Source organism: Marinactinospora rubrisoli, from assembly GCF_042664915.1.
GTDB classification, from domain to species: Bacteria; Actinomycetota; Actinomycetes; order Streptosporangiales; family Streptosporangiaceae; genus Marinitenerispora; species Marinitenerispora rubrisoli.
The window spans coordinates 61,692-83,340 of record NZ_JBHTBH010000016.1; the positions used below are offsets into that span (position 1 = coordinate 61,692).

At 75.7% G+C, this 21,649-nt stretch carries 22 protein-coding genes; 9 read left to right on the top strand and 13 right to left on the bottom strand.

Annotated elements, in window-relative coordinates:
* Nucleotides 1-26: 26 nt before the first annotated feature.
* The 8 genes from ACFQRF_RS25805 to ACFQRF_RS25840 are packed head-to-tail and all read right to left on the bottom strand — an operon-like array spanning nucleotide 27 to nucleotide 9,708.
* Nucleotides 27-713, bottom strand: a complete 687-nt coding sequence (locus tag ACFQRF_RS25805) for an SDR family oxidoreductase (RefSeq protein ID WP_379873823.1) — start codon at nucleotides 711-713, stop codon at nucleotides 27-29.
* A gap of 39 nt (nucleotides 714-752) precedes the next feature.
* Entirely contained in the window at nucleotides 753-2,135 is a 1,383-nt protein-coding gene (gene rfaE2 / locus ACFQRF_RS25810) for a D-glycero-beta-D-manno-heptose 1-phosphate adenylyltransferase (RefSeq protein WP_379873825.1), read from the bottom strand.
* Entirely contained in the window at nucleotides 2,132-2,725 is a 594-nt protein-coding gene (locus tag ACFQRF_RS25815; protein WP_379873827.1) for a D-sedoheptulose-7-phosphate isomerase, read from the bottom strand. Before ACFQRF_RS25815 ends, rfaE2 begins: the two co-directional genes overlap by 4 nt.
* Nucleotides 2,725-4,011, bottom strand: coding sequence for a glycosyltransferase (locus tag ACFQRF_RS25820; protein ID WP_379873828.1), 1,287 nt, complete (start codon nucleotides 4,009-4,011; stop codon nucleotides 2,725-2,727). The genes ACFQRF_RS25815 and ACFQRF_RS25820 overlap by 1 nt, the downstream gene beginning before the upstream one ends.
* Nucleotides 4,008-5,042, bottom strand: coding sequence for a glycosyltransferase (locus ACFQRF_RS25825; RefSeq protein WP_379873830.1), 1,035 nt, complete (start codon nucleotides 5,040-5,042; stop codon nucleotides 4,008-4,010). The genes ACFQRF_RS25820 and ACFQRF_RS25825 overlap by 4 nt, the downstream gene beginning before the upstream one ends.
* Nucleotides 5,039-6,082 carry a glycosyltransferase family 9 protein gene (locus ACFQRF_RS25830; RefSeq protein ID WP_379873832.1) on the bottom strand — a complete coding sequence of 348 codons (1,044 nt, stop codon included), beginning with the start codon at nucleotides 6,080-6,082 and terminating at the stop codon, nucleotides 5,039-5,041. Before ACFQRF_RS25830 ends, ACFQRF_RS25825 begins: the two co-directional genes overlap by 4 nt.
* Nucleotides 6,082-8,049 carry an HAD-IIIA family hydrolase gene (locus ACFQRF_RS25835; RefSeq protein ID WP_379873834.1) on the bottom strand — a complete coding sequence of 656 codons (1,968 nt, stop codon included), beginning with the start codon at nucleotides 8,047-8,049 and terminating at the stop codon, nucleotides 6,082-6,084. The genes ACFQRF_RS25830 and ACFQRF_RS25835 overlap by 1 nt, the downstream gene beginning before the upstream one ends.
* A gap of 3 nt (nucleotides 8,050-8,052) precedes the next feature.
* Nucleotides 8,053-9,708 carry a carbamoyltransferase family protein gene (locus ACFQRF_RS25840; protein ID WP_379873835.1) on the bottom strand — a complete coding sequence of 552 codons (1,656 nt, stop codon included), beginning with the start codon at nucleotides 9,706-9,708 and terminating at the stop codon, nucleotides 8,053-8,055.
* Between the two features lie 398 nt (nucleotides 9,709-10,106).
* On the opposite strand from ACFQRF_RS25840, the gene ACFQRF_RS25845 reads away from it, so the two are divergent.
* The 5 genes from ACFQRF_RS25845 (at nucleotide 10,107) to ACFQRF_RS25865 (ending at nucleotide 14,379) form a co-directional block, all read left to right on the top strand.
* Nucleotides 10,107-10,367: a hypothetical protein gene (locus tag ACFQRF_RS25845; protein WP_379873837.1), complete on the top strand. Its 261-nt coding sequence runs from the start codon at nucleotides 10,107-10,109 to the stop codon at nucleotides 10,365-10,367.
* Between the two features lie 177 nt (nucleotides 10,368-10,544).
* On the top strand, nucleotides 10,545-10,847 hold the full coding sequence (locus ACFQRF_RS25850; protein ID WP_379873839.1) for a hypothetical protein: 303 nt from the start codon (nucleotides 10,545-10,547) through the stop codon (nucleotides 10,845-10,847).
* Between the two features lie 594 nt (nucleotides 10,848-11,441).
* Nucleotides 11,442-12,107 (top strand): FMN-dependent NADH-azoreductase, encoded by a 666-nt coding sequence (locus ACFQRF_RS25855; protein ID WP_379873840.1) that lies wholly within the window; start codon nucleotides 11,442-11,444, stop codon nucleotides 12,105-12,107.
* Nucleotides 12,108-12,194: 87 nt separating this feature from the next.
* Nucleotides 12,195-12,983 carry a class I SAM-dependent methyltransferase gene (locus ACFQRF_RS25860; protein ID WP_379873842.1) on the top strand — a complete coding sequence of 263 codons (789 nt, stop codon included), beginning with the start codon at nucleotides 12,195-12,197 and terminating at the stop codon, nucleotides 12,981-12,983.
* Nucleotides 12,984-13,167: 184 nt separating this feature from the next.
* Nucleotides 13,168-14,379, top strand: a complete 1,212-nt coding sequence (locus ACFQRF_RS25865; protein ID WP_379873843.1) for an AGE family epimerase/isomerase — start codon at nucleotides 13,168-13,170, stop codon at nucleotides 14,377-14,379.
* A 31-nt stretch (nucleotides 14,380-14,410) separates the two neighbouring features.
* On the opposite strand, the gene ACFQRF_RS25870 is transcribed toward ACFQRF_RS25865, so the two are convergent.
* Nucleotides 14,411-15,001 carry a TetR/AcrR family transcriptional regulator gene (locus ACFQRF_RS25870; RefSeq protein ID WP_379873845.1) on the bottom strand — a complete coding sequence of 197 codons (591 nt, stop codon included), beginning with the start codon at nucleotides 14,999-15,001 and terminating at the stop codon, nucleotides 14,411-14,413.
* A 111-nt stretch (nucleotides 15,002-15,112) separates the two neighbouring features.
* Between ACFQRF_RS25870 and ACFQRF_RS25875 the strand changes: the two genes are divergently transcribed.
* Nucleotides 15,113-15,793: a nitroreductase gene (locus ACFQRF_RS25875; protein WP_379873847.1), complete on the top strand. Its 681-nt coding sequence runs from the start codon at nucleotides 15,113-15,115 to the stop codon at nucleotides 15,791-15,793.
* Nucleotides 15,794-15,808: 15 nt separating this feature from the next.
* On the opposite strand, the gene ACFQRF_RS25880 is transcribed toward ACFQRF_RS25875, so the two are convergent.
* The 3 genes from ACFQRF_RS25880 to ACFQRF_RS25890 are packed head-to-tail and all read right to left on the bottom strand — an operon-like array spanning nucleotide 15,809 to nucleotide 18,032.
* Nucleotides 15,809-16,240: an STAS domain-containing protein gene (locus tag ACFQRF_RS25880; protein ID WP_379873848.1), complete on the bottom strand. Its 432-nt coding sequence runs from the start codon at nucleotides 16,238-16,240 to the stop codon at nucleotides 15,809-15,811.
* Nucleotides 16,237-17,043: a CBS domain-containing protein gene (locus ACFQRF_RS25885; protein WP_379873850.1), complete on the bottom strand. Its 807-nt coding sequence runs from the start codon at nucleotides 17,041-17,043 to the stop codon at nucleotides 16,237-16,239. Before ACFQRF_RS25885 ends, ACFQRF_RS25880 begins: the two co-directional genes overlap by 4 nt.
* A complete protein-coding gene (locus ACFQRF_RS25890; RefSeq protein WP_379873852.1) occupies nucleotides 17,040-18,032 on the bottom strand; it encodes a universal stress protein in 993 nt (330 codons plus the stop codon). The genes ACFQRF_RS25885 and ACFQRF_RS25890 overlap by 4 nt, the downstream gene beginning before the upstream one ends.
* Before the next feature lie 240 nt (nucleotides 18,033-18,272).
* Here ACFQRF_RS25890 and ACFQRF_RS25895 point away from each other — a divergent pair, with 240 nt between their 5' ends.
* The 3 genes from ACFQRF_RS25895 to lpdA all read left to right on the top strand — a co-directional run bounded on the left by ACFQRF_RS25895 (nucleotide 18,273) and on the right by lpdA (nucleotide 20,535).
* On the top strand, nucleotides 18,273-18,491 hold the full coding sequence (locus ACFQRF_RS25895) for a type II toxin-antitoxin system HicB family antitoxin (protein WP_379873853.1): 219 nt from the start codon (nucleotides 18,273-18,275) through the stop codon (nucleotides 18,489-18,491).
* Nucleotides 18,484-18,906, top strand: a complete 423-nt coding sequence (locus ACFQRF_RS25900) for a type II toxin-antitoxin system HicA family toxin (RefSeq protein ID WP_379873855.1) — start codon at nucleotides 18,484-18,486, stop codon at nucleotides 18,904-18,906. The genes ACFQRF_RS25895 and ACFQRF_RS25900 overlap by 8 nt, the downstream gene beginning before the upstream one ends.
* 228 nt (nucleotides 18,907-19,134) lie before the next feature.
* On the top strand, nucleotides 19,135-20,535 hold the full coding sequence (gene lpdA, locus ACFQRF_RS25905) for a dihydrolipoyl dehydrogenase (RefSeq protein ID WP_379873857.1): 1,401 nt from the start codon (nucleotides 19,135-19,137) through the stop codon (nucleotides 20,533-20,535).
* A 29-nt stretch (nucleotides 20,536-20,564) separates the two neighbouring features.
* On the opposite strand, the gene ACFQRF_RS25910 is transcribed toward lpdA, so the two are convergent.
* Nucleotides 20,565-21,521 (bottom strand): serine hydrolase, encoded by a 957-nt coding sequence (locus ACFQRF_RS25910; RefSeq protein WP_379873859.1) that lies wholly within the window; start codon nucleotides 21,519-21,521, stop codon nucleotides 20,565-20,567.
* Nucleotides 21,522-21,649 lie beyond the last annotated feature (128 nt).

The following is a 21,649-nucleotide window of genomic DNA, read 5'->3' on the forward strand; positions in this document are numbered from 1 at the left end:
GTTCGAATCCGCCGGGCGGCGCCCGGTCACGGCCAGGACGACTCACGGGACGGGCAGATGACCATCTCGCGCATCTCGCAGCCGGGCGGCTGGCGCAGCGCGAAGACGACCGCGCGGGCCACGTGCTCCGGCGGGTTGAGCTTGGCGTCCGGACCGGGGCGGTACTGGTCCGGCCGGCCGTCGAAGAAGGCGGTGTCCATGCCGCCGGGGACGAGCAGGGTCACGCCGACCTGACCGGCCGTCTCGGCCGCGAGCGCCCGCGTGAACCCGACGACGCCGAACTTGGCGGCGCAGTAGGCAGTCGCGTCGCTGACGGCGCGCAGTCCCAGGGTCGAGGCGCAGTCGATGACGGTGCCGCCGCTCTCGCGCAGGTAGGGCAGCGCGGCGCGCACCACCGCGGCCGTGCCGAGCAGGTTGACGCGGATGACGTTCTCCCAGTCGTCGGCGGGCACGTCCTCCAGCGGGCCGCAGGCGTCGACGCCGGCCGCGTTGACGACGGCGTCGAGTCCCCCGGCCTGGCGGGCCAGTTCGTGCACCGCCTCCTCGGTCGCCCGCCGGTCGGCCAGGTCGGCCTGGGCGAACGGGAGGTCGCCGGGTGGACGGGCCCGGTCGATGATGAGGGGGCGCCCTCCTTCGGCGAGGACCGACTTGGCGACGGCGGCCCCGAGGCCGGAGGCGCCGCCGGTGATCAGGGTGTTGCCCAACAGGCGCATGGTGCTCCTCTGCGTATACGGTGCGGTGCGGATACAGGGTCAGTCGCTCGCGGCGCGCATCTCCGCGACCAGCCGCGTGGTGGAACGGCCCGGCAGCAGCGGCAGCAGCACCACCTCGCCGCCGTAGCCGGAGACGACGGCGGCCTCCGGAAGGTCGTCCACCGCGTAGTCGCCGCCCTTGACCCACACGTCGGGCCGCAGGCGGTCCAGGATCTCGGCCGGGGTGGGCTCGTCGAAGAGCGCCACGGCGTCCACGCAGTCCAGCGCGGACAGCACCCGCACCCGGTCCTCCTGGGCCATGATCGGGCGGTCCGGGCCCTTGAGGCGCCGGACGGTGGCGTCGGAGTTGACGCAGACCACCAGGCAGTCGCCGAGCGCACGGGCGCGGCGCAGCAGGCTGACGTGGCCGGCGTGCAGCACGTCGAAGCAGCCCCCGGCGGCGACCACGGTGCCGCCCGCGCCGCGGACGCGTTCGGCGAGTTCCACCGGCCCGTCGGCCAGTCCGAGTGGCGGTGTCGCACCGACCGGTCCGCGCTCGGACGCGGTGCCGGCGCCACCGGCGGCGACGAACCGGGTGGCCGCACCGACGGCGCCGGCCACGGCGGCACCGGTGGCGGCGCCGTCGGCCAGCGCCTCGGCCGCCGCGGCGGCGAACCGGTCGCCGGCGCCGCACGGGTCGCCGGGAACGTCGATCCGGGGCGCGCTGAGGTGCTCGCCGGGCCCGTTTCCGGGCGTGGCCCAGGCGACGCCGCACGGGCCAAGGGTCACGGCCACGGCCGCGGCGCGCCACTGGCGGGCGAGCGCGCGGGCCCGCCGCAGCGCACGGCGCGGATCGGCCTCGGGCACCTCGGCCTCCGCGGCGTTCGGGGTGACCAGCCGCAGGCCGGGCACGGGCGCGGCGCCGCGCGGATGCGGATCCCACACCACGGGCACCGATCCGGTGACGGCGCTCAGCGCCGCACGCACCTCCGGGACGGCGGCGACGCCGCGGCCGTAGTCGGAGACGAGCACGGCGGCGGCCGAGTCGAGCACCGGCGCGAGTTCGGCCACCGAGGGACCGGACTCGGCGCGGCCCTCGCCGTCGTCGACCCGCACGAGGGTGCGGCCGTCGCCGAGCAGCCGGGTCTTGGTCGGGGTCCGGCCGCGCAGCGGCAGCCGGACCAGCGACACGGTGTCGCCGAGGAGTTCGCCGAGCCGTGCGCCCGCCGCGTCGCGCCCCAGCGCGGTCACCAGCACGACGGGGCGGTCGCCCTGCGCGGCCAGCCACGCGGCGAGCGCGGCGCCGCCGGGACGGTGCAGGGCGACCGTCGCGTCCAGCACCGGGGCCGGGGCGTCGGGGCAGCGGCGGCGGACCGATCCGCGCAGGTCGATGTCCAACAGCGCGTCGCCGACGACGACGAGCGGGCGGGTGTCGCGGTTCATGGCTGGACCTCCTGACGGACCGCCGCCGGCACGGTCCCGGCCGTGCGGTGCACCTCGGCGTCGACGGCGGAGCAGAGCAGGTGGATGAGCACCAGGTGCACCTCCTGGACGGTGGACGGGGCGGCCGCGTGGACCCGGACAGCCTCGTCGCAGGCGGCGAGCAGCGCGCTCGGGCCGGCGCCGGTGAGCGCCCACGTGCGGACCTCCAGCTCGCGGGCGGCCGCGGCCGCGGCGACGACGTTCTCGCTGGCGCCGCTGGTGGAGAGGCAGACGAGCACGTCGCCGGGGCGGGCGTGCGCCCGCAGTTGGCGGGCGTAGCCGTCGCGGTAGCCGTAGTCGTTGGCGATGGCGGTGAGGCTGGACGTCTCGGCGTGCAGGGCGATGGCCGAGAGCGGGCGGCGCTCACCGTCGAAGCGGCCGACGAGCTCGGCGGTGAGATGCTGGGCCTCGGCCGCGCTGCCGCCGTTGCCGCAGGCGAACAGCCGGCCGCCGGCCAGCAGCACGCGCGCGAGGCGGCGCCCCCACTCCTCGACGCGTGCCGTGTCGGTGCGGCTCAGCGCCCGCTGGAGTTCGACGAGGTGCGGATGCATCACATGCCCTCCCGGGAGAGCGCGGTGGCCACGGCCGGGCGGCCGTGGCCGGGACCGGGCCGCTCCGCACCGCGCGCGGGGCCGGGACGCCGGCCGGCGCGCCAGTCCTCCAGCACCGCGCGGTAGTGGTCCTCGGTCTGCCGCGCGACGAGCGGCCAGGAGTAACGGGCGACCGCCCGGTCGGCGGCGGCGATGCCGTAGCTGTCCTTGCTGACCGGGTCGGCGAGCAGCCGGCGCAGCCGGACCGCGAGCAGGGCGGGTTCCCGGGGCGGCACCAGCAGGCCGGTGACGCGGTTGACGACGGTGTCCAGGTGCCCGCCCACGCCGGAGGCGATGACGGGGACGCCGCACGCCATGGCTTCGACGGTGCTGATGCCGAAGGGCTCGTACCACGGCACGTTGACCGCGATGTCGGCCGAGCGCAGCAGCGCCGGCACGTCCGTGCGTGCCACCCGGCCGAGGAACCGGACGCGGTCGGCGACCTGGGCCCGCTCGGCGATGCGCCGCAGGCGCACCGCCTCGGGGTCGCCCACGAGTTCGGTCTCGCCGGGCCCGCCCGCGACGACGAGCTCGGCGTCGGGGACGGCGACGAGCGCGCGGATGACCGTCTCCACGCCCTTGCGCGGCACCAGGCGCCCCAGGCTGACCAGGCGGGGCCGCTCACCGCGCGGCTCGGCCGGGCCCTCCGGCGTGAAACGGCCGAGGTCGACGCCGCACGGCACCACGGTGATCCGGTCGGCGGGCACCTGCCAGGAGCGCAGCTCCCGGCGCTCCTCGGCGGAGGTGGCGATGACGAGCGCGGCGCGGTGGGCGATGTCGCGCTCGGTGCCGATCCGCTCCGGAGGGCTGGTGTCCCGGTCCCCCTGGAAGCGCCGCTTGACCGTGCCGAGGGCGTGCAGGGTGAGCGCGACCGGCAGGTCCAGCCGTTCGGCCGCCCGCAGCGCGGCCACGCCGCTCATCCAGAAGTGCGCGTGCACGATGTCCGGCGGCGCCGCGGCCCAGTCGCGGGCGAGCGCGTCGCCGAACTTCGGCATGTAGCGCAGGAGTCCGTCCTTGGGCAGGACGCGCGCCGGTCCGGCCGTGACGTGCCGGACCACCACCCCCGGCGCGAAGCCGAGCGTGTCGGGCTGGGACCGTGCGGTCCGCCGGGTGTGGACGGTGACCTCGTGGCCGAGGGCCCCGAGGGCGCGGGCGAGTTCCGCCACGTGCACGTTCTGGCCGCCGGCGTCCTCGCCGCCGAGTGTGGCCAGCGGGCTGGCGTGCTCCGACACCATCGCGATCCTCATCGTGTGACCTCCTGGAGTAGCCGGTCCCAGGCGATGAGGAACCGAGACAGTGGGTACCTGCGGATCGCCGCCTCGCGGGCGGCGGCCCCGGTGCACCGGGCGCGCTCCGGATCGGCGACGAGGTCGCGCAGGGCGCGGTGCAGCACCTGCGGCCGGGTGCTCACCACACCGGCCCCCGGCGGCACGGCCTCGGTCGCCTCCGTGGTGGCGAGGGCGACCACGGGCAGCCCGAGCAGCATGGCCTCGATCAGCGACAGGCCGAGCGAGGTCCACCGGATCGGGTGCAGGTAGACGCGGCGGCGGGCGAGTTCGGCGTGCAGGGCGTGCTGTGGCAGGTCCTCGTGGGCGCGCAGCAGGTGCGGCGGGGTGCCGAGGCGTTCGGGCACGCCCGCCACCCCCATGCCGAAGAGGTCGAGCGGCACGGCCTGGGCGAGGCCGGGGAGCAGGTCCGTTCCGGTGACCCGCCATCGGCGCAGCGGCTCGTTGACGATGACGCCCGCCCGCGCGAGCTCGCCGGTGTAGCGGTGCCCCGGGTCGGGCACCCCGTGCTCGATGACCGCGGTCGGCGACCGGCCGCAGTCCCAGAAGAGCGCGTTGAAGTGGGTGACGTGCACGATGGTGACGTCCGGGCGGTCGGCGAGGGGGTGCCGGGTCGTGGGGACGTCGCCCTTGGGCGTGTTGTGCTCCACGTAGACGGCGGGCAGGTCGCGGCCGGGGCGGCGGCCGAGCCACCGTTCGGCGAGGCCGAGTTCGTGCGGCCGCTGCGCGACGACCACGTCGACGTCGTGGCGGCGCAGGTCCTCGGGCGCGACCTCCACGGCGTTCTCCGGCCAGTCCCAGGTGGCGGCGCGGCCCCGGCCGTCGGGGCCGCGGTCACGGGTCACCGGAAGCAGGCAGGTGTGCCCGCCGGCGACGAAGGCGGTGGTCCACGAGCCGTGCACGTGCCACATGAGGATGCGCAGGGTGCGGCGCGGCCGGGGAGCTCGGGGCCGTGCCGGCCGCGTCGCCGCGCCCGGGCGGGTGGCGGTCATGCTCCCTCCTCGATCAGCTCGTGCACGGCTGCGACGACGTCATCGGCGCCGAGCGAGTTCAGGCAGGGATGCCCGGGCACGGGACAGGTCCGGGCGCGGGTGTCGCGGCACGGCGCCTGCTGGTCGCCGAGCAGCCGGTGCGGGGTGCGGTACGGCGCCCAGTTGCGGGCCGGGACGACGGGGGAGAACAGCGAGACGACGGGGCTGCCGACCGCCGCGGCGAGATGGGCCGGCCCGGTGTTGCCGCACACGACGGCGGCGGCCCGGCGCAGCACGGACGCCAGCGCCGGCAGGTCGGTGCGCCCGCCCAGGTCGATCGCGGAACCGCCGGCGACCGCCGCGGTCAGTTCGCGGTCGGACGCCCGGCCGGTGACGACGACACGGTGCCCCTCGGCGGCGAGCTTGGCGACGGTGTCCGCGGCCAGCCACGGCGGGACGGCCCGGCTGGGCACCGACGCACCGGGATGGACGGCCACGTACCCGTCGGCCCCGGTCAGGTGCGTGGTGTCGGGCAGCGGCCCGCGGACCGCGAGCCGGCCGTCGTCGCCCGGTGGCAGCCGGAAGCCCGCGGCGTGGGCGAGGCCGAGCATGCTCTCGGGCTCGGGCAGGTCGGTCCGCTGGTGCCGGAGGTCGAGGAGGCTGCCCGGGTAGTCCTCGCTGACCGCGCCGATCCACCCGACGCCGGCCGTGCGGAGGATGAGGGCGAGCGGGAGCGCGGACTGGTGGAACGAGGTCAGGATGAGCGCCGCACGCGGCGCCTCGGCGGCCACGGCGGCGCGCAGGTCGGCGACGGCCTTCTCGGTGGCGGCCGGCGGCTCGGGGTCGATCCACGGGGCGCACCAGGTCAGTACCCGGTGCACGCCGGGCAGCAGGTCGGCCGCGGCCCGGCCCCGCGGCCCGGCGAGCAGCACCACCCGGTCGGCACCGGCGGCGACGGCGCGCACCGCCGGGCCGGCGAGCAGCACGTCGCCGACGCTGTCCAGGCGGGCGACCAGGACGGTCCCGCCCGTTCCGGCGGTGGTTTCTGTCATCGGCGCCATCAGGCGGCACCCCCCGCGCTGTCCCGGTCCGGTGCGGAGGGCCGATGGCGTGGGCGGGGGCCGGCGGGCCGCGCGAAGCCCCGGATCGGGCCCCGGACCCCCGCGAAGCGGCCGGGCCGGCCGGGGTCCGGCCGCACCCGGCGGGCGGCGCGGGCCCGCGCGGCCGGGAGCGGTGGCGGCACCGCCACCACCGTTGTGAGCGACAAGGCCGGGAGCGCCAACGCCGTGAGCAGCGTCAAGGCCGGCGCCGCGTCGTACGGGCCGGCCGGCCGCCCCTCGCGCTCGGCGGGCCGGGCGGTGGCCCGCAACCGCCCACGCAGCCGTTCCGCGAGGACGAGCAGCGCGGGCGCGAGGCGTGTCGCGCCGCGCCGCGGATCCGGCGTCCGGTGCGGCGGGGCCGTCGGGGGGCCCGGCTCTGGCCGCGGGGCCAGTGCCAGATCGACGGCGGCGTCGACGGTACGGGCCGTCTCCTCGGCGCCGGTGATCTCCTCGGGCCTGGTCACCGGGGTGGGGACGAGGATGCCGCGCGCGCCGGCGGCGCGGGCCGCGGCCAGGTCGGCGCCGATGTCGCCGATGACGGCGCACTCGGCCGGCCGCACGCCGAGTTCGGCCGCGGCCGCCTCGACCAGGCCGGGGCCGGGTTTGCGGCACCGGCAGCCGTCGCCGGGGCCGTGCACGCACACCTGCCAGGTGTCGAAGGGACCGAGCAGTGCGTCGATCCGGGCGTTGACGGCGGCCAGCTCCTCCCGTGTCAGCAGCCCGCGGGCCACGCCCGACTGGTTGCTCACGACGCCGACGCGCACCCCGGCGCGGCGGGCGCGGGCCACCGCGGCGCGGGCGGTCCGGGTCGGGCGGACCCGGGCGGGGTCGTTGTTGTACGGGACGTCCCGGACCAGGGTGCCGTCGCGGTCGAAGAGGATGGCGCGCACGGCGGGGCGCCGGTGCGGGCGCGCCCCCCGGTGCCGGGCCGCGCCGAGCAGCCGGTGCGCGCACGCGACCGGCGGGATGAGGACGCTGGTGGCCGCCATCGCGGCGATCTCGCCGGGCGTGCGCGGCCCGGGGACGATGCGGCGGCGGGCGAAGTCGGCGGTCAGCGCCAGCCAGGCGGCCGCGAGCGGCGGCGCGGCCCGCCGGGCGGCCGGGTGCCGTCGCGCCAGAACGGACGTCGCACCGGCGGCGGCGAGGGTGGCGGTGGTCAGGACGTGCCACGGCAGCCTGCCGGCCGGCTCGCCGACCCGCTCGCGCCAGCGCGGGCCGTGCAGGCGGCGCATGAGCGCGTCGTCGGCGTTGCCGCGCTGCCGGCCGAGGCTGTACCACGGCCCGGCCTGCAACGGCGGGTGGGTGATCTCCCGTTCGCCGCGCACGAGCTGGTAACCGGCGTTGAACACGCGCAGTGCGAGGTCGGTGTCCTCCCGGTAGGCGCGGGTGAAACGGGTGTCGAAGCCGCCCACCTCGGCCAGGACCGAGCGGCGGTAGGCCATGTCGGCGGTGATCCAGGCGGCGCCGGCCAGCGCGAGCGTGCCGCGTTCGGAGTCAGTGGGCCGCCGGCCGGCCGGGGCCGGGACGCGCACGCGCGCCTGGCTGCCGGCGGTGTAGAAGGGCAGGCCGGCGAGGTCGGCGGCCAGCCGGTCCGTCCACCGCGGGCCGGGCCGCACGTCGTCGTCGAGGAAGACGATCCACTCGGCCCGGGCGGCGCGCCATCCGGCGTCGCGGGCGGCGGCCGGTCCGCGGCCGCCGGAGCGCAGCACCCGGACCCCGGGGAGCCCGGCGACCGGCAGCGGCGGAGCGCCGCCGGGCCGGTCGTCCACCACGATGACCTCCTCGGGGGCGGTGCGCCCCGCCGCGAGCAGCCGTTCGGCCATCGAGCGCAACCCGGGCCGCCCCACGGTGGGGATGACCACGGCGTAGCGGACCTCCGCCGTGCGTGCGGGCCGCCCGCCGGCGGCTCCGGACGTTGTGGATGGCACGGTCTAGCGCCTCCCGTGGACGTGGCTGCGGCGGACGACGAAGGGGCCCAGCACGAGCATGTCGATGGGCGCGGCCCCGAAGCACTCCAGCGCGTCCCGAGGGGCGTCGACCATGGGGCGGCCGGCCGTGTTGAGGCTGGTGTTGACCAGCACCGGGACCCCGGTGTGCGCCTCGAAGCGGTAGAGCAGCCGGGCGAGGAGCGGGTCGCCGGCGACCGCGACCGTCTGCACGCGGGCCGTGCCGTCGGCGTGCACGACGGCGGGGATCCGGTCCCGCCAGTCCGGCGCGACGTCGTGCACGAAGAGCATGTACGGGCTGGGCAGGGGGCCGCGCAGGAAGATGTCGCCGGCCCGTTCGGCCAGGACGATCGGGGCGACGGGCCGGAACTGCTCGCGTCCCTTCACGTCGTTGAGCCGCTCCAGGTTGCCGCGGTCGGTGGGGTTGGCGAGCAGGGAGCGCCGGCCGAGCGCCCGCGGGCCGTACTCGGAACGGCCCTGGAACCAGGCGACGAGCTCGTTGCGGGCGAGGGCGGCGGCGACCGTCTCGGCGAGGTCGTCCGGCTGCTCGTAGGGCAGCGCCGCGGTGTCGAGGGCGGCGGCGAGCTCGTCGTCGCTCCATCCACGCCCGAGGTCGGCACCGTGCATGGGGATGATGCGGTCCCCGGCCTGCCGGGCGAGGTGCAGCGCGCCGCCGAGCGCGGTGCCGGCGTCCCCGGCGGCCGGCTGCACCCAGACGTCGTCGAAGCCGCTCTCGGCGGCGATCCGGGTGTTGGCGACGCAGTTCAGCGCCACTCCGCCCGCCATGGCGAGCCGGCGTGCCCCGCTCTCCCAGCGCAGCCACCTGGTCAGCTCCACGAGGACGTCCTCCAGGCGGCGCTGCACGCTGGCGGCGAGGTCGGCGTGGTCGGGGGTGCACTCCTCCTCGGGGCGGCGCCGCTTCACGAGGGCGTCCCAGTCGAAGGGGCCGACCCGCACCCGGCCGTCCCCGGTGTGCCGGACGAGCCGCCGAAGTTCCGCCTCGAAGCGGGGCGTCCCGTAGGAGGCCAGCGCCATCACCTTGTACTCGTCGCTGGAGCGCTGGAAGCCCAGGTGCTGGGTCAGGTCCTCGTACATCAGCCCGAGCGAGTCGGGCAGGCTCTGGCGGGCCAGGACGGTCAGCTCGCCGTCCCGGTAGACGCCGGCCAGGTGGGAGGCGTCCTCGCCGCGCCCGTCGGCGACGAAGACGGCGTAGTCCATGCCGCCCCCGTGGGTGGGCGCGGCCAGGCCCGCGGAGGCGGCGTGCGCGACGTGGTGGGGGACGTGGTGGACGCGCGCCGGGTCGAGTCCGGGCAGTGCGCTGGCGAGGAACCGCGGGGCGCGCTCGGCGTAGAGGGTGCGCAGCCGTTCCCAGCCCGGGGCCAGCCCGCCCTGGGCGGGGCGCACCAGGGAGGGATCGTAGGAGTAGGCGACTCCGTCGAGTTCCTCGGGGGTCACGCCGGCGAAGCGCAGGCACCAGCGCATCGCCTGTTCGGGGAGTTCCCACGCCGAGAAGGGAACGGGCTGCTTGCCGTGCTTGCGCCGGCTGAACCGCTCCTCCTCGGCGGCCGCGACGATTTCGCCGTCGACCACGAGAGCGGCGGCGGGATCATGGAACACGGCGTTGACACCGAGGAAACGCATAGACACTGCTCCCGTCTCTCCTGAGCGCGGCGTGCTCCGTGCCCATCGCCGGGCACGGGCACTCGACTACCAAGCGCAGCGGTTCTCAAACGTGGCGGAGCCGAACACCAGCGGGATGCCCATGCGACCCCCACCTTGCTGGTCACGGAGCGTAATTTCATGACAGCGGAGAATTGACAGGACACGCTCCGTTATTACCGAATGCAGACCGTGCCCCGTCCCGGCACGAAGCGGCCGGAGCCCCCGTTGCCCGCCGAACGGCTATTTACCTTGCCGGCCTTCACCTTTAGCCATCCGATGGCTACAGAGTGTTTCAACTTGGGACATATCACCAGAACATGGGTGGGTGGCCGCCCGTCGCCGGGCGCGCCGCCGATCCCAGCGAAAGGAACACGCCTATGCCGCTCATGGCCACCTCCGTCCTGCGCCGCGCCGTCTGCATCGCCATGGCCGCGCCGGTGCTGACGTGCGCCGCGCCCGGCCTCGCCGCGGCCGAGTCGGCCTTCCGGCATTCGTTCACCCGGACCGGGCCGGACGGCTCGGAGCTGCACGTGATCGAGACGGTGGCCGGCCCCACGGGGACGTGGTACATCCGGACGGTCCACCATGTGGGGCCGGACGGGGCGTGGACGAAGAAGTTCCGGTCGCGGGCGCGCTGACCGCGCACCGGCGGGGCCGGGTCCGGGGCCCGCAAAACCGCGACGATATTCCGGTCAAGGACCGTCGCACGGGGGCGACCGGCGCGGTCGCCCCGGCCTAGCGTTCGAAGATACGGCGCCGTTCGCCCGCGGCGGGGCGCCGCGGCCGAGCGACCATCCACTGTTTGGGGCAGCCCTATGTCAGTCACGTCCGCGCACCGCACGCACCAGGACCACGCGCACACCCACGGCGAGGGGTGCGGACACGTCGCCGTCCCGCACGGTGACCATGTGGACTACGTGCACGACGGCCACCTGCACCGGACGCACGAGGGGCACGTGGACGAGTGCGAGAGCGGCGCGCACACGGTGCACGAGGACCACGCGCACACCCACGGCGAGGGGTGCGGACACGTCGCCGTCCCACATGGTGACCATGTGGACTACGTGCACGACGGCCACCGCCACGCGCCGCACGCCGGGCACTGGGACGAGCACTGACCGCCTGACGCGGCCCGGGCCCGCCCGCGCGCCCACGGCGGTCGCACCCGACCGAGTCCGGCCCCGGCATGACCAACGGAAACCCGGGGCCGGACTCGGGGCAGGGCACCGGCGCCCGCGCGCCACGAAGCGCGGCCCCTGCCGTACGGACGCCTCCGGAGAGGGGGAACCAGAGGTTCGTCCGCATGCATGACGGTATCGAAGCCCTCTGCGGAATTCCGGTGATTCGCGCAAGATGGCCGAGAAAACCGAAAAATCGCGTTGGCAGCGCCCCGCGCGCGAAATTCACCCTCCCGTCCGCCCGCTCCCCCTCCGTCGGGCCCCTCCCCCGCACCGGCCGGCACACCGGCCCCGACGCGGTCCCGCCCCGCCCGCCGGCCGCGAGCCGGCGGTCAAGATCACCGGAACCGTGCGTTGGGTGGCATACTGCCCACCGAGCGCGACCGACCACCGGCGTCACGGGCCGCGCGCTCCGTCTCCGGTGCCGCGCCGTCGGACCTCCTCCGTCCGGCGCCCCGGACCCCCGCGTCCGCGTGCTCTGGCGCGCAGAGCGGCCGACGCGCCCGCGATCGCGCCCACCCCCGGGAAGGACCCATGCCGCACCTCCTGCACATCGACTCCAGCTCACTGGCCGAGGGATCGGTCTCCCGCGACGTGGCCGCCTCCTTCCGCGCGGTCTGGCAGGAGGCCGAACCGGGCGGCCGGGTGACCTACCGCGACCTCGCCGCCGAGCCGCTGCCGCACATCGACCGCGCCGGTGTCACGGCCCGCACCACGCCCCGGGAACTGCACACGCCGGAGCAGCGGGCGGCGATCGAACTGCAGGACCTGCTCATCGGCGAACTCCGGGCGGCGGACGCCTACCTGTTCAGCGTGCCGATGTACAACTGGTCGGTGCCGTCGGCCTTCAAGGCGTGGGTGGACCAGGTGCTGGTCGCGGGCCGGACCGCCAGCATGTCCGGCAACCCGCTGGAGGGACCACTGAGCGGCCGGCCGGCGATCGTCATCGCCTCCCGCGGCGGCTCCTACGCACCCGGAACGCCGCAGCACCGCAACGACTTCGTCATCCCCTTCCTGGACAAGCTCCTCAGCGGCACCATGGGGCTGGACCTGCGCATCATCACGCCGGAACTGACGCTGGCCGCCGTCAACCCGGCGATGCACCACCTGCGGGAACTGGCCGACACCTCGCTGGCGCACGCGCACGCCGCCGCCGAGGAGCACGCTCTGTCGCTGGTGGAGCGGCTGCGCGGCCTGTGAGGCGCACCGGCCCGCCGCGCCCGCGGCCGGTGCGGCGGGCCGGAAAACCGATGGCCGGTGGCCGGCCCCGGATGGCAGGCTGACGGCATGGCAACGGAGACCGGAGACCGGGGGACGCCGCGCGGATTCGGCGAACTCCTCACCGAGGCGGCGGCCGCGCCCGTCGAGGGCTGGGACTTCTCGTGGCTGGAGGGACGCGCCAGCGAGGAGCGTCCCCCGTGGGGATACGCGCGGATGATGGGCGAGCGCATGGCGCGGGCCTCGGCCGCCCTGGACGTCCAGACCGGTGGCGGAGAGGTGCTGGCCGGCGTCCGCACCCTGCCGCCGCTGGCGGTCGCCACCGAGGCGTGGCCGCCCAACGTGGCCCGGGCGACCCGGCTGCTGCACCCGCGCGGGGTCGCGGTCGTGGCCGACCCGGACGAACCCCCGCTGCCGTTCGGCGACGAGGCGTTCGACCTCGTCGTCAGCCGCCATCCGGTCACCACGTGGTGGGAGGAGATCGCCCGTGTCCTGCGGCCGGGCGGCCGCTACTTCTCCCAGCAGGTGGGCCCCGCCAGCATGTTCGAACTCGTCGAGCACTTCCTCGGCCGGCAGCCGGCGGAGGTCCGCGCCCGCCGCGACCCGGAGGCCGCGCGCGCCGCGGCCGAGGCGGCCGGCCTGGAGGTCATCGACCTGCGCACGGCGCGGCTGCGCGCCGAGTTCCACGACGTGGGCGCCGTCTGCTACCTGCTGCGCAAGGTGATCTGGCTGGTGCCGGGCTTCACCGTGGACCGGTACCGCGCCGAACTGCGGGCCCTGCACGACCACATCCGGGCGCACGGCCCCTTCGTGGCGCACGCGACGCGGTTCCTGATCGAGGCCCGCAAACCCGGCTGACGCCACCGGGCGTCCGGACCGACCGGCGCGGTGCGTCCGTGGCCCGCGCCCGGGAGCGGAACCGCCGCCGGGCCCGTCCCCCTGGACGGGCCGCCGGGCGGGCCCCTAGCGTACGGCGTGACCGACCGCCGGCCGCCGCGTACCGCCGGCGACCGCGGATGAACCGTCTGCTGAGGAGGAGACCGTGCCGGATTCCTGGCTGGATTCGGACACCCACCGCGCGTGGCTGGACGCGGAGGCGCGGCGGCTGACCGCGTTCGCCTCGGGCGCCGCCGACCCCCGGGGCGGGTTCGGGTGGCTGACCGCGCGCGGGGACCTCGACGGCGACCGCCCCACGCAGACCTGGATCACCGCGCGCATGACGCACGTGTTCGCACTGGCGCACCTGCGCGGCGAGCCCGGCGGCGGCGCGCTCGCCGACCACGGTCTCGCCGCGCTGCGCGGCCCGCTGCGCGACGCCGGGCACGGCGGCTGGTACGCGGGCGCCGACCCCGCCGACACCGTGAAGGCGGGGTACGAGCACGCCTTCGTCGTCCTGGCGGCCGCCAGCGCGACCGCCGCCGGGCGGCCGGGCGCCGCCGACCTGCTGGCCGAGGCGCTCGACGTGGTCGAGAAGCGGTTCTGGGACCCCGCGGAGGGGCGCTGCCTGGAGAGCTGGGACCGCACCTGGAGCGACCCGGAGCCGTACCGCGGCGCCAACAGCAACATGCACATGGTGGAGGCGTTCCTGGCGGCCGGGGACGTCACCGGCGACCCGGTGTGGCGGCAGCGCGCCCTCGGCATCGCCGAGCGCATCGTCCACGGATCCGCGGCGCGGAACGGGTGGCGGCTCGTCGAGCACTTCGACGCCGCGTGGCGGCCCCTGCTCGAATACAACGCCGACGCCCCCGACCATCCCTTCCGCCCCTACGGCAGCACCGTGGGCCATTGGCTGGAGTGGTCCCGGCTGCTCCTGCACCTGGAGGCGGGCATGGCCGAGCCCCCCGGCTGGCTGCTGAGGGACGCCGTCACGCTGTTCGACCGCGCGGTGGAGTACGGGTGGCGGGCCGATGGCGCCGACGGCTTCGTCTACACGCTCGACTGGTCGGACCGCCCGGTCGTCCGGCCGCGTATGCACTGGGTGGTCGCCGAGGCGATCCTGGCCGCCGCCGCCCTGCGCCGCCGCACCGGCGAGGCGCGGTTCGAGGACTGGTACCGGACGTGGTGGGACTACGCGGCCCGGTACCTGCTGGACCACCGGGCGGGCAGCTGGCACCACGAACTCGACGCCGAAAACCGGCCGGCCCGCACCGTGTGGGCCGGCAAGCCGGACGTGTACCACGCCTACCAGGCCGTGCTGCTGCCGCGGCTGCCGCTCGCCCCGGTGGCGGCGGTGGCGTTGCGCGCCGGGGGCTGACCGCGGCGCGGCCTCGCTCGCGGGGCCGGGGCTACGGCTCCGCGAGCGCCGCGTCGAGGAGGGCTTGGGCGGCGGTTCGGGCGTGCCGGCCGCAGGCGGTGTCGTTGAGGACCATGGCCCGGCTGGCGGCACCGTCGGCGAGCATCGCGAGCTGCTCCCCGAGGGCACCGGGCTCGGCGGCGCCCAGCCCGGTCAGCAGCTCGGCGAGGCGCAGGGCGAATCGCCGCTTCTGCTCGCGGGTGTAGGCGTGCACGGGGCTGCCGGGGTCGGGGAACTCCGCCGCCGCGTCGACGAACGGGCAGCCGCGCACGGGACCGGTGCCGTCGTGCGGGATCGTGAACAAGGCGAGGATCCGCTCACGGGGATCGAGGTCCTCCCGGTCGAGCACGCTCTCCAGGGTCCGTCCCGACTCGGTGAGGTGGCGCAGGTAGGCCACCACGAGATCGTCCTTGGCCGGGAAGTGCGCGTACAGCGTGCGTTTGGAGACCGGCGCGGCGGCGGCCACCTGTTCCATGCCGGTGGCGTTGATGCCGTGGGCCGCGAACAGGCTCGTGGCGGCGGCGAGGATCCGCTCCCGGCCGCCCCGCCCGCGGCGACGTTGCCCCGTGTTCCCGCCGTCCATACCGCGAACTATACACGACCGTTTACTTAGTCCGGCGGCGTCCGCTACAGTCACCCTCATAAGTAAACGGTCGCGTATACCTTGGCGGCCGGACGCCGAGAAAGGACCACCGTGATCACCGAATTCGCACCCGCGTACGCCGAGCGGCTGATCCGTGGCCGCCGGGCCACCCGCGCCTTCCGCCCCGACCCGGTGCCGGAGGACACGCTGCGGGCGATCTTCTCCCTTGCTGGGGCGGCGCCCTCCAACTCCAACACCCAGCCGTGGCACGTCGAGGTGCTCAGCGGCGCCGCCCGCGACCGCCTCAGCGCCGCCCTGGTGGCCGCGCACGCCGCGCGGCGCGTCTCCATGGACTTCCCCTACCGAGAGGACCTGTACCACGGCGTCTACCAGCGGCGCCGCCGGGACGCCGGCGAGCGCATGTACACGGCGGTGGGCATCGACCGCGCGGACCACGCCGCCCGCGACGCCTACAACGCCGAGAGCCTGAGGTTCTACGGCGCCCCGCACGTCGCCGTCCTGTTCACCCCGCCCGACGCCGACGCCCGGATGGCGGCGGACGTCGGCATGTACGGGCAGACGCTGCTGCTCGCTATGGCCGCCTACGGTGTCGCCAGCTGCCCGCAGGGCCTGCTGGGCTTCTACGCCGACACCATCCGGGAGCAGCTGGGGGTGCGGGACCGCAAGGTGCTGTTCGGCGTCTCCTTCGGGTACGCCGACAGTGCCGCCCCCGCCAACGCCGTCACCATGCCCCGGGCGGACCTGGCGGAGACCACCAGGTTCCATTCCTGACGGCCGCGCGGCGGGCTACCCGGCGGCGGCCGGATCGCGCGCGTCCTTGGCCGGTGGCGGGCGCCGGGCGCGGCGGGACGGCACGATGCGGAACCGCCCGGACAGCCCCGTGACGTACAGCAGGCGGGCGATCCGCTGCGTGGGGGCGCGCAGGACGATCCGCAGGCCGGCGCGGTCGGCGTGGTTGGCGGCCCGGACGAGGCCGCCGAGACCGGCGGCGTCGCAGAAGGCGACGCCGGACAGGTCCACCGTGACATCGCGTCCGGTGCGGTCGGCGGCGGTGGTGAGCGCGTCCGCCAAAGCGTCCGCGGTCGCGACGTCCAGCTCTCCCCTGGCGACGACGACGGCGCGGCCGTCCGGCCCGTGCACGGTGACGACGGACGCGGGCGGCGCGGCGGGCGGGACCACCGCGCCTTCCGTCGGGTCCGGCGGGTGGTGATCGGTCATGTGGGTGGTTCCCTCCTCGGCTCCACGATGCCGTAGTCGCTGGTCGAGAATGAGGGACCAAGGTCCCTTCCGGCGCCCGGAAGCGGGATTTCCAGGTCGTCGTGGTCGAAGTCGAGCCGGCACCACACGTCGACCACGCCCTCGACGGCCCGGACGGCGTGCGCCAGCCGCGGCACGTCGGAACGCCGGGGCACCCGGCCGTCCAGGAACGCCTCGCCCCCGTGGACGGACACGCGAACGCCGCCGCCGTCCTGCGGGACGTCGTCCGCGAGCGCCCGGCGGACGCGCTCGCACAGCACGGCGTCCGGCACGGTGTAGACGCGCAGCAGGTCCAGCCGGCCGAGGATCCCGACCAGCCGGCCACCGGAGTCGACCACCGGCAGCCGGCCGACGTGGTGCCGCCGCATCAGCTCCGCGGCATCGCGCGGGGTGGCCTCCGCCGTGGTGGTGACCGCCGGCGCGGTCATGAGGTCGCGGGCCGTCGCCGCACGGCACTTGCGGCGCTCGGCGCGGCGCCGGTGCTCCTCGAAGACGCCGCCCTCGTCCGGGTCCGGATCGGCGAGCTTGACCAGCAGGTCCGTGGCCGAGACCACCCCGGCCACCCGCCGTTCGGCGTCGACGACGGGCAGCGCGCCCACCAGGTGCCGCCGCAGAACGGTCACGATCTCCCGGAACTCGGCGGCCTCGGAGACGGCGACGACGTCGCGGGTCATCAGCGTCCCCACGGTGGTGGCCGCCCGCGCCGGGCCGGTGGCCGCCCGCCGCCGGGCGGCGCCGTGCCGGTCCCCCGTCCCGCCGGTCATGCCGCCCCCTCCTCACCCGCCGCGGGCGCGGCGCCGCCGGACGCACCGCGCACGACGGCGATCGGAACGCGGGCGTGGTGCAGCACGGTCTGGCCGACCGAGCCGAGCAGCAGCCCGCGGACCCCGCCGCGGCCCCGGGAGCCGACGACGATGAGGTCGGCGTGCGCCCCGGCTTCGAGCAGCGCGTGCGCCGGCTGGTCCTGGGGCACGTCGATCCGGGTGGTGAGCCCGGCGGCCCCGCCCTCGTCGGCCTCGTCGATCATCCGGGCGATCCGCTCGTGGCTGCGCACGACGAAGGCGTCGTGGTCGAACGCGTAACCCGCGGCCGGCACGGTGAGCGGGTCGTCCCAGCCCGGCGACTCCCAGGCGTAGACGGCGAGCAGTTCCGCGCCCTGCCGCCGGGCCTCCCGCAGGGCGAACGCCAGCGCGGGAGCGGACCGCTCGGTCCCGTCGACGCCGACGACCACCTGCCGCCACCCGCGCCCGGGGTAGCCGAGCGGGGCGGGGACCACGACGACCGGGCACTCCGCCTGCGCCGCCACCCGTACCCCGACCGAGCCGAGCAGCACCGAGCGCACCGCGCCCAGCCCCCGGGAGCCGAGGACCACCCGCTCGGCGCGGCGGCAGGCGGCCAGTAGCGCCTCGGGGGCCGACAGCGTGGAGACCTGGGTGCGGACGGAGACGCCGGGGGCGAGTCCCCGGACGCGTTCGAGGGCGTCGGAGAGCAGCGCGTCGGCCCGGCCGACCGTCTCCAGAGTCGGCCGCGGCAGCATCGGCTGCTCGAACGGGACGTTCGCCAGCGGCGTGTTCAGCGCGTGCAGCAGGCGGAGCGGCCGCCCCACGACCCTGGCGACGTCCACCGCCCACAGCAGCGCGGTCTCGCTGGCCGGCGAACCGTCCACCCCCACGACGATCTCGCCGCTCCCGCGGAGTCTCGCCTCCTCGTGCCCACCGCCGGTCTCCGGCGGTGGGCCTGCCCCTGGCCTCACCCGCGGCTCCCTTCCCGGGCGTCGCTTCCCCGGCCGCGCCCGATCACGGCCGCTGATTCCTGGTTATCCGTGGCTTCGGACGCGTCGCCAGGGGCGACGGAACCGCCCGCGCGGGACCTACGTCCCATACCCGTGACCGGCGTGGATCGCTTGTAGCCTTCCGTCGCCGGCCCGCCGCACGCGTCCACGATCGCCGCTGCCGTGGCGCCGCGCGTCCTTCGGCAGAAAGAGGAGAACCGCATGTCGCAGCACCGCCTGACCGTCGTCGTCCACCGTGAGGGCGACAGCTACGTCGCCCAGTGCCTGGAGGTCGAGGTGTCGAGTTTCGGCGACACCCGTGAGGAGGCGGAGCGGATGATCACCGAGGCACTGGAGCTGTACCTGGAGGACGCGGAGGCCCCGGCGCCCCTGGAGGAGCCGGTCCTCAGCGTCGTCACCGTGGAGACCGGCCGTGGCTAGCCAGAAGTCCGGCAACGACGTCATCAAGGAGATCACCGGCGAGTACCGCGGCTACACGGACTCCCAGGGCCGAAAGGTGCAGGTGGTCGGCCAGAAGGGCAGCCACGTCAAGATCGGGCTGTGCGCCGACGGAGGGCGCAAGCACATCGGCCCGTCCGTCATCGTTCCCGTACACGGGAACAACTCCATCCCCGCCGGCACGCTGAAGAGCATCGAACGGCAGGCCCGCGCGCTGAGCTCGTTCGTCATCAAGCACAAGGCCGCCGACCTGGCCAAGCAGGCCGCCGCCCAGCGCGGCACGCGGGCCGGACTCAAGGGCGCGGTCCAGCGTGCGGCCAACGGGAAGAAGTCCCGTGATGCGTCCTCGGCGCCCGACCGCGGGGGGTCGGGCCGCAAGGGACGACGAGCGCGCTGACGCCCGCTCATCCGCGCGGTCCGCCGCGCCCATGACGCCCCCACCGTGACGCGGTGGGCCGTTCTCGGCGAGACTGGGCGGCAGAGGCCGGTGCCGCGCCCGCCCACGGCCGGACCGCCGTGCGGGGGCGCGGCGCCGCCCGGTGGCCGTGCGGGGTGCCCAGGCCGCGCGACGCCCGCGAACCGGTGCGCCGCGGCGAGGAGCCGAGAAGCGTGGAGAGGTAGTCGTATGAGGGCGCATTACAACGTGCTGGTGCTGGGAGCGGGCCCGGGCGGCTACGTCGCCGCGATCCGCGCCGCCCAGCTCGGTCTGACGACGGCGGTCGTGGAGGAGCGCTACTGGGGCGGCGTCTGCCTCAACGTCGGCTGCATCCCCTCCAAGGCGCTGCTCCGCAACGCCGAACTCGCCTACACCCTGACGCACGAGGCCAAGACCTTCGGCATCGGGGGCGCCGACGGGCTGACGTTCGACTACGGCGCGGCGTTCCAGCGCAGCCGCAAGGTGGCCGACGGCCGGGTCAAGGGCGTCCACTTCCTGATGAAGAAGAACGAAATCACCGAGTACACCGGGCGCGGGACGTTCGTGGACGACCACACGCTGCCGGTGCGGACCGCCTCCGGCACCGAGACGGTCACGTTCGACAACGCGATCATCGCCACCGGCGCCTCGGCGAACCTGCTGCCCGGCACCGCGCTCTCGGACCGGGTGGTCACCTACGAGGAGCAGATCCTGTCCGACCGGCTGCCGGGCAGCGTCATCATCGTCGGGGCCGGTGCGATCGGGATCGAGTTCGGCTACGTGCTGCGCAACTACGGCGTGGACGTCACGATCGTGGAGTTCCTGGACCGGGTGGCGCCCACGGAGGACGAGGAGGTCTCCGCCGAGCTCGCCAAGCAGTACCGGCGCCTGGGCGTCAAGGTGCTCACCTCGACCCGGGTGGAGTCGATCGACGACTCCGGCGACCGGGTGCGCGCGGTGGTCGCCTCCGGCGACGGCGAGACGCGCACGCTGGAGGCGGACTCGGTGCTGCAGGCCATCGGCTTCGCGCCGAACGTGGCCGGTTACGGGCTGGACCGGACGGGGGTCAAGCTCACCGAGCGCGGTGCGATCGACGTCGACGGCCGGGGGCGCACCAGCGTGCCGCACATCTACGCCATCGGCGACGTCACGGCCAAGCTGATGCTCGCGCACGCCGCCGAGGCGATGGGCATCATCGCGGCCGAGACCATCGCCGGCGCCGAGACCCAGGAGATCGACTTCCGGATGGTGCCGCGCGCCACCTACTGCCAGCCGCAGATCGCCAGTTTCGGCTACACCGAGGCGCAGGCGCGCGAGGCCGGCTTCGACGTGCGGGTGGCGAAGTTCCCGTTCACCGCCAACGGCAAGGCGCACGGCCTGGGCGACACGCGTGGCTTCGTCAAGATCCTGTCCGATGCCCGCTACGGCGAACTGCTCGGCGCCCACATGATCGGGCCCGAGGTGACCGAGCTGCTGCCGGAACTGACCCTGGCCCAGCAGTGGGATCTCACGGTGCACGAGGTCGCCCGCAACGTGCACGCCCACCCGTCGCTGAGCGAGGCGGTGAAGGAGGCGGTGCACGGGCTGGCCGGGCACATGATCAACTTCTGAGACCGGCCGGGCCCACCGCCGCCGGCAGGTCAGCGGGCGGGGTGCGGGGCGGGCCGGGGCGCCGTGGCGCCCGGCGCGTTCAGCGCGCCGTGCACGACGCGGGACACCGCCTGTACGCTGTCGATCCCGTACCGCATCCCGTCGTTGCCGTCGGTCAGCACGACGAGCCGGTAGTCGCCGGCGGGCGTTCCGCGGAAGGCGCCGACGCTGTTCACCCGCCACACGTCGGTGCCGTCGTGGGGCAGCCAGCCGTTCTTCACGTGGACGCGGGCGCCGGGCGGCGCCCCGGCCGGCACACCCCAGCGCTGGTCCTCGGCAACGCCGGCCATCAGCCGGCGCGCGTAGGCCCGCTGGACGTCGCCGAGGACGGGGTTGCGGTCGGTGATGAGCCGCAGCAGCCGCAGCTCGTCCCGAGCGTTGATGCGCATCAGGCCGACGGCGTCGCCGGGATCCAGCCGGGTGCGGGTCATGCCCGCGCGGTCCAGGAAGCGCTGGAGCCGGGCACGGCCGAGTGAGTCGCGCAGCCGGACGGTGGCGTCGTTGTCCGAGACGGTGATCATGGCGACGGCGAGCCGGTGCTCCTCGCGGGTGAGCGGGCGGTGTTCGTCCATGGTGGTGCGCAGCAGGGCGCCCAGGACGACGACCTTTCCGACGCTGGCGGCGTCGAACGCCCGGTCGGCGCGGTAGCCGCAGGCGAGTGCGCCGTCGAACGCCGACACCCCGACGGCGATGTCGCCGTGGCGGGCGTCGGCCACCGCCGCGATCCGCTCGCCGAGCCGCTTGGCGAGCGTGGGGTACTTCCGGGACCCGCAGACGGCGCCGGGCGCCGGCGCCGGCCGTTCGGCGGTCGGCGCGGTGGCCGCCGGGGAGGCCGGCGCCGCCTGCGCGGGCGCGGCCGGTCCGACGGCCAGGGCCACTCCGAGTCCGAGCGCGAGGACCCGGGCGAGCCGGGGTGACCTGCGCGATCGGGCGGGCAGCAAGGTCAAGCATCTGCCAGTTCGCGGCATGTATCACGTTCCGGGTAGGTGACGCGGACGGCGGTCCTCGCGGCGTTCACGGCGCCGATCTCCCGCGCCGGTATAGGCCGGGAAAAGGATCGCCTCATCACTGTAAA

Coding starts and splice junctions, on each gene's coding strand:
- ACFQRF_RS25805 (WP_379873823.1), bottom strand. CDS start 713: ATGCGCCTGTTGGGCAACACCCTGATCACCGGCGGCGCCTCCGGCCTC.
- rfaE2 (WP_379873825.1), bottom strand. CDS start 2,135: ATGAACCGCGACACCCGCCCGCTCGTCGTCGTCGGCGACGCGCTGTTG.
- ACFQRF_RS25815 (WP_379873827.1), bottom strand. CDS start 2,725: ATGCATCCGCACCTCGTCGAACTCCAGCGGGCGCTGAGCCGCACCGAC.
- ACFQRF_RS25820 (WP_379873828.1), bottom strand. CDS start 4,011: ATGAGGATCGCGATGGTGTCGGAGCACGCCAGCCCGCTGGCCACACTC.
- ACFQRF_RS25825 (WP_379873830.1), bottom strand. CDS start 5,042: ATGACCGCCACCCGCCCGGGCGCGGCGACGCGGCCGGCACGGCCCCGA.
- ACFQRF_RS25830 (WP_379873832.1), bottom strand. CDS start 6,082: ATGGCGCCGATGACAGAAACCACCGCCGGAACGGGCGGGACCGTCCTG.
- ACFQRF_RS25840 (WP_379873835.1), bottom strand. CDS start 9,708: ATGCGTTTCCTCGGTGTCAACGCCGTGTTCCATGATCCCGCCGCCGCT.
- ACFQRF_RS25845 (WP_379873837.1), top strand. CDS start 10,107: ATGCCGCTCATGGCCACCTCCGTCCTGCGCCGCGCCGTCTGCATCGCC.
- ACFQRF_RS25850 (WP_379873839.1), top strand. CDS start 10,545: ATGTCAGTCACGTCCGCGCACCGCACGCACCAGGACCACGCGCACACC.
- ACFQRF_RS25855 (WP_379873840.1), top strand. CDS start 11,442: ATGCCGCACCTCCTGCACATCGACTCCAGCTCACTGGCCGAGGGATCG.
- ACFQRF_RS25860 (WP_379873842.1), top strand. CDS start 12,195: ATGGCAACGGAGACCGGAGACCGGGGGACGCCGCGCGGATTCGGCGAA.
- ACFQRF_RS25870 (WP_379873845.1), bottom strand. CDS start 15,001: ATGGACGGCGGGAACACGGGGCAACGTCGCCGCGGGCGGGGCGGCCGG.
- ACFQRF_RS25880 (WP_379873848.1), bottom strand. CDS start 16,240: ATGACCGATCACCACCCGCCGGACCCGACGGAAGGCGCGGTGGTCCCG.
- ACFQRF_RS25885 (WP_379873850.1), bottom strand. CDS start 17,043: ATGACCGGCGGGACGGGGGACCGGCACGGCGCCGCCCGGCGGCGGGCG.
- ACFQRF_RS25895 (WP_379873853.1), top strand. CDS start 18,273: ATGTCGCAGCACCGCCTGACCGTCGTCGTCCACCGTGAGGGCGACAGC.
- lpdA (WP_379873857.1), top strand. CDS start 19,135: ATGAGGGCGCATTACAACGTGCTGGTGCTGGGAGCGGGCCCGGGCGGC.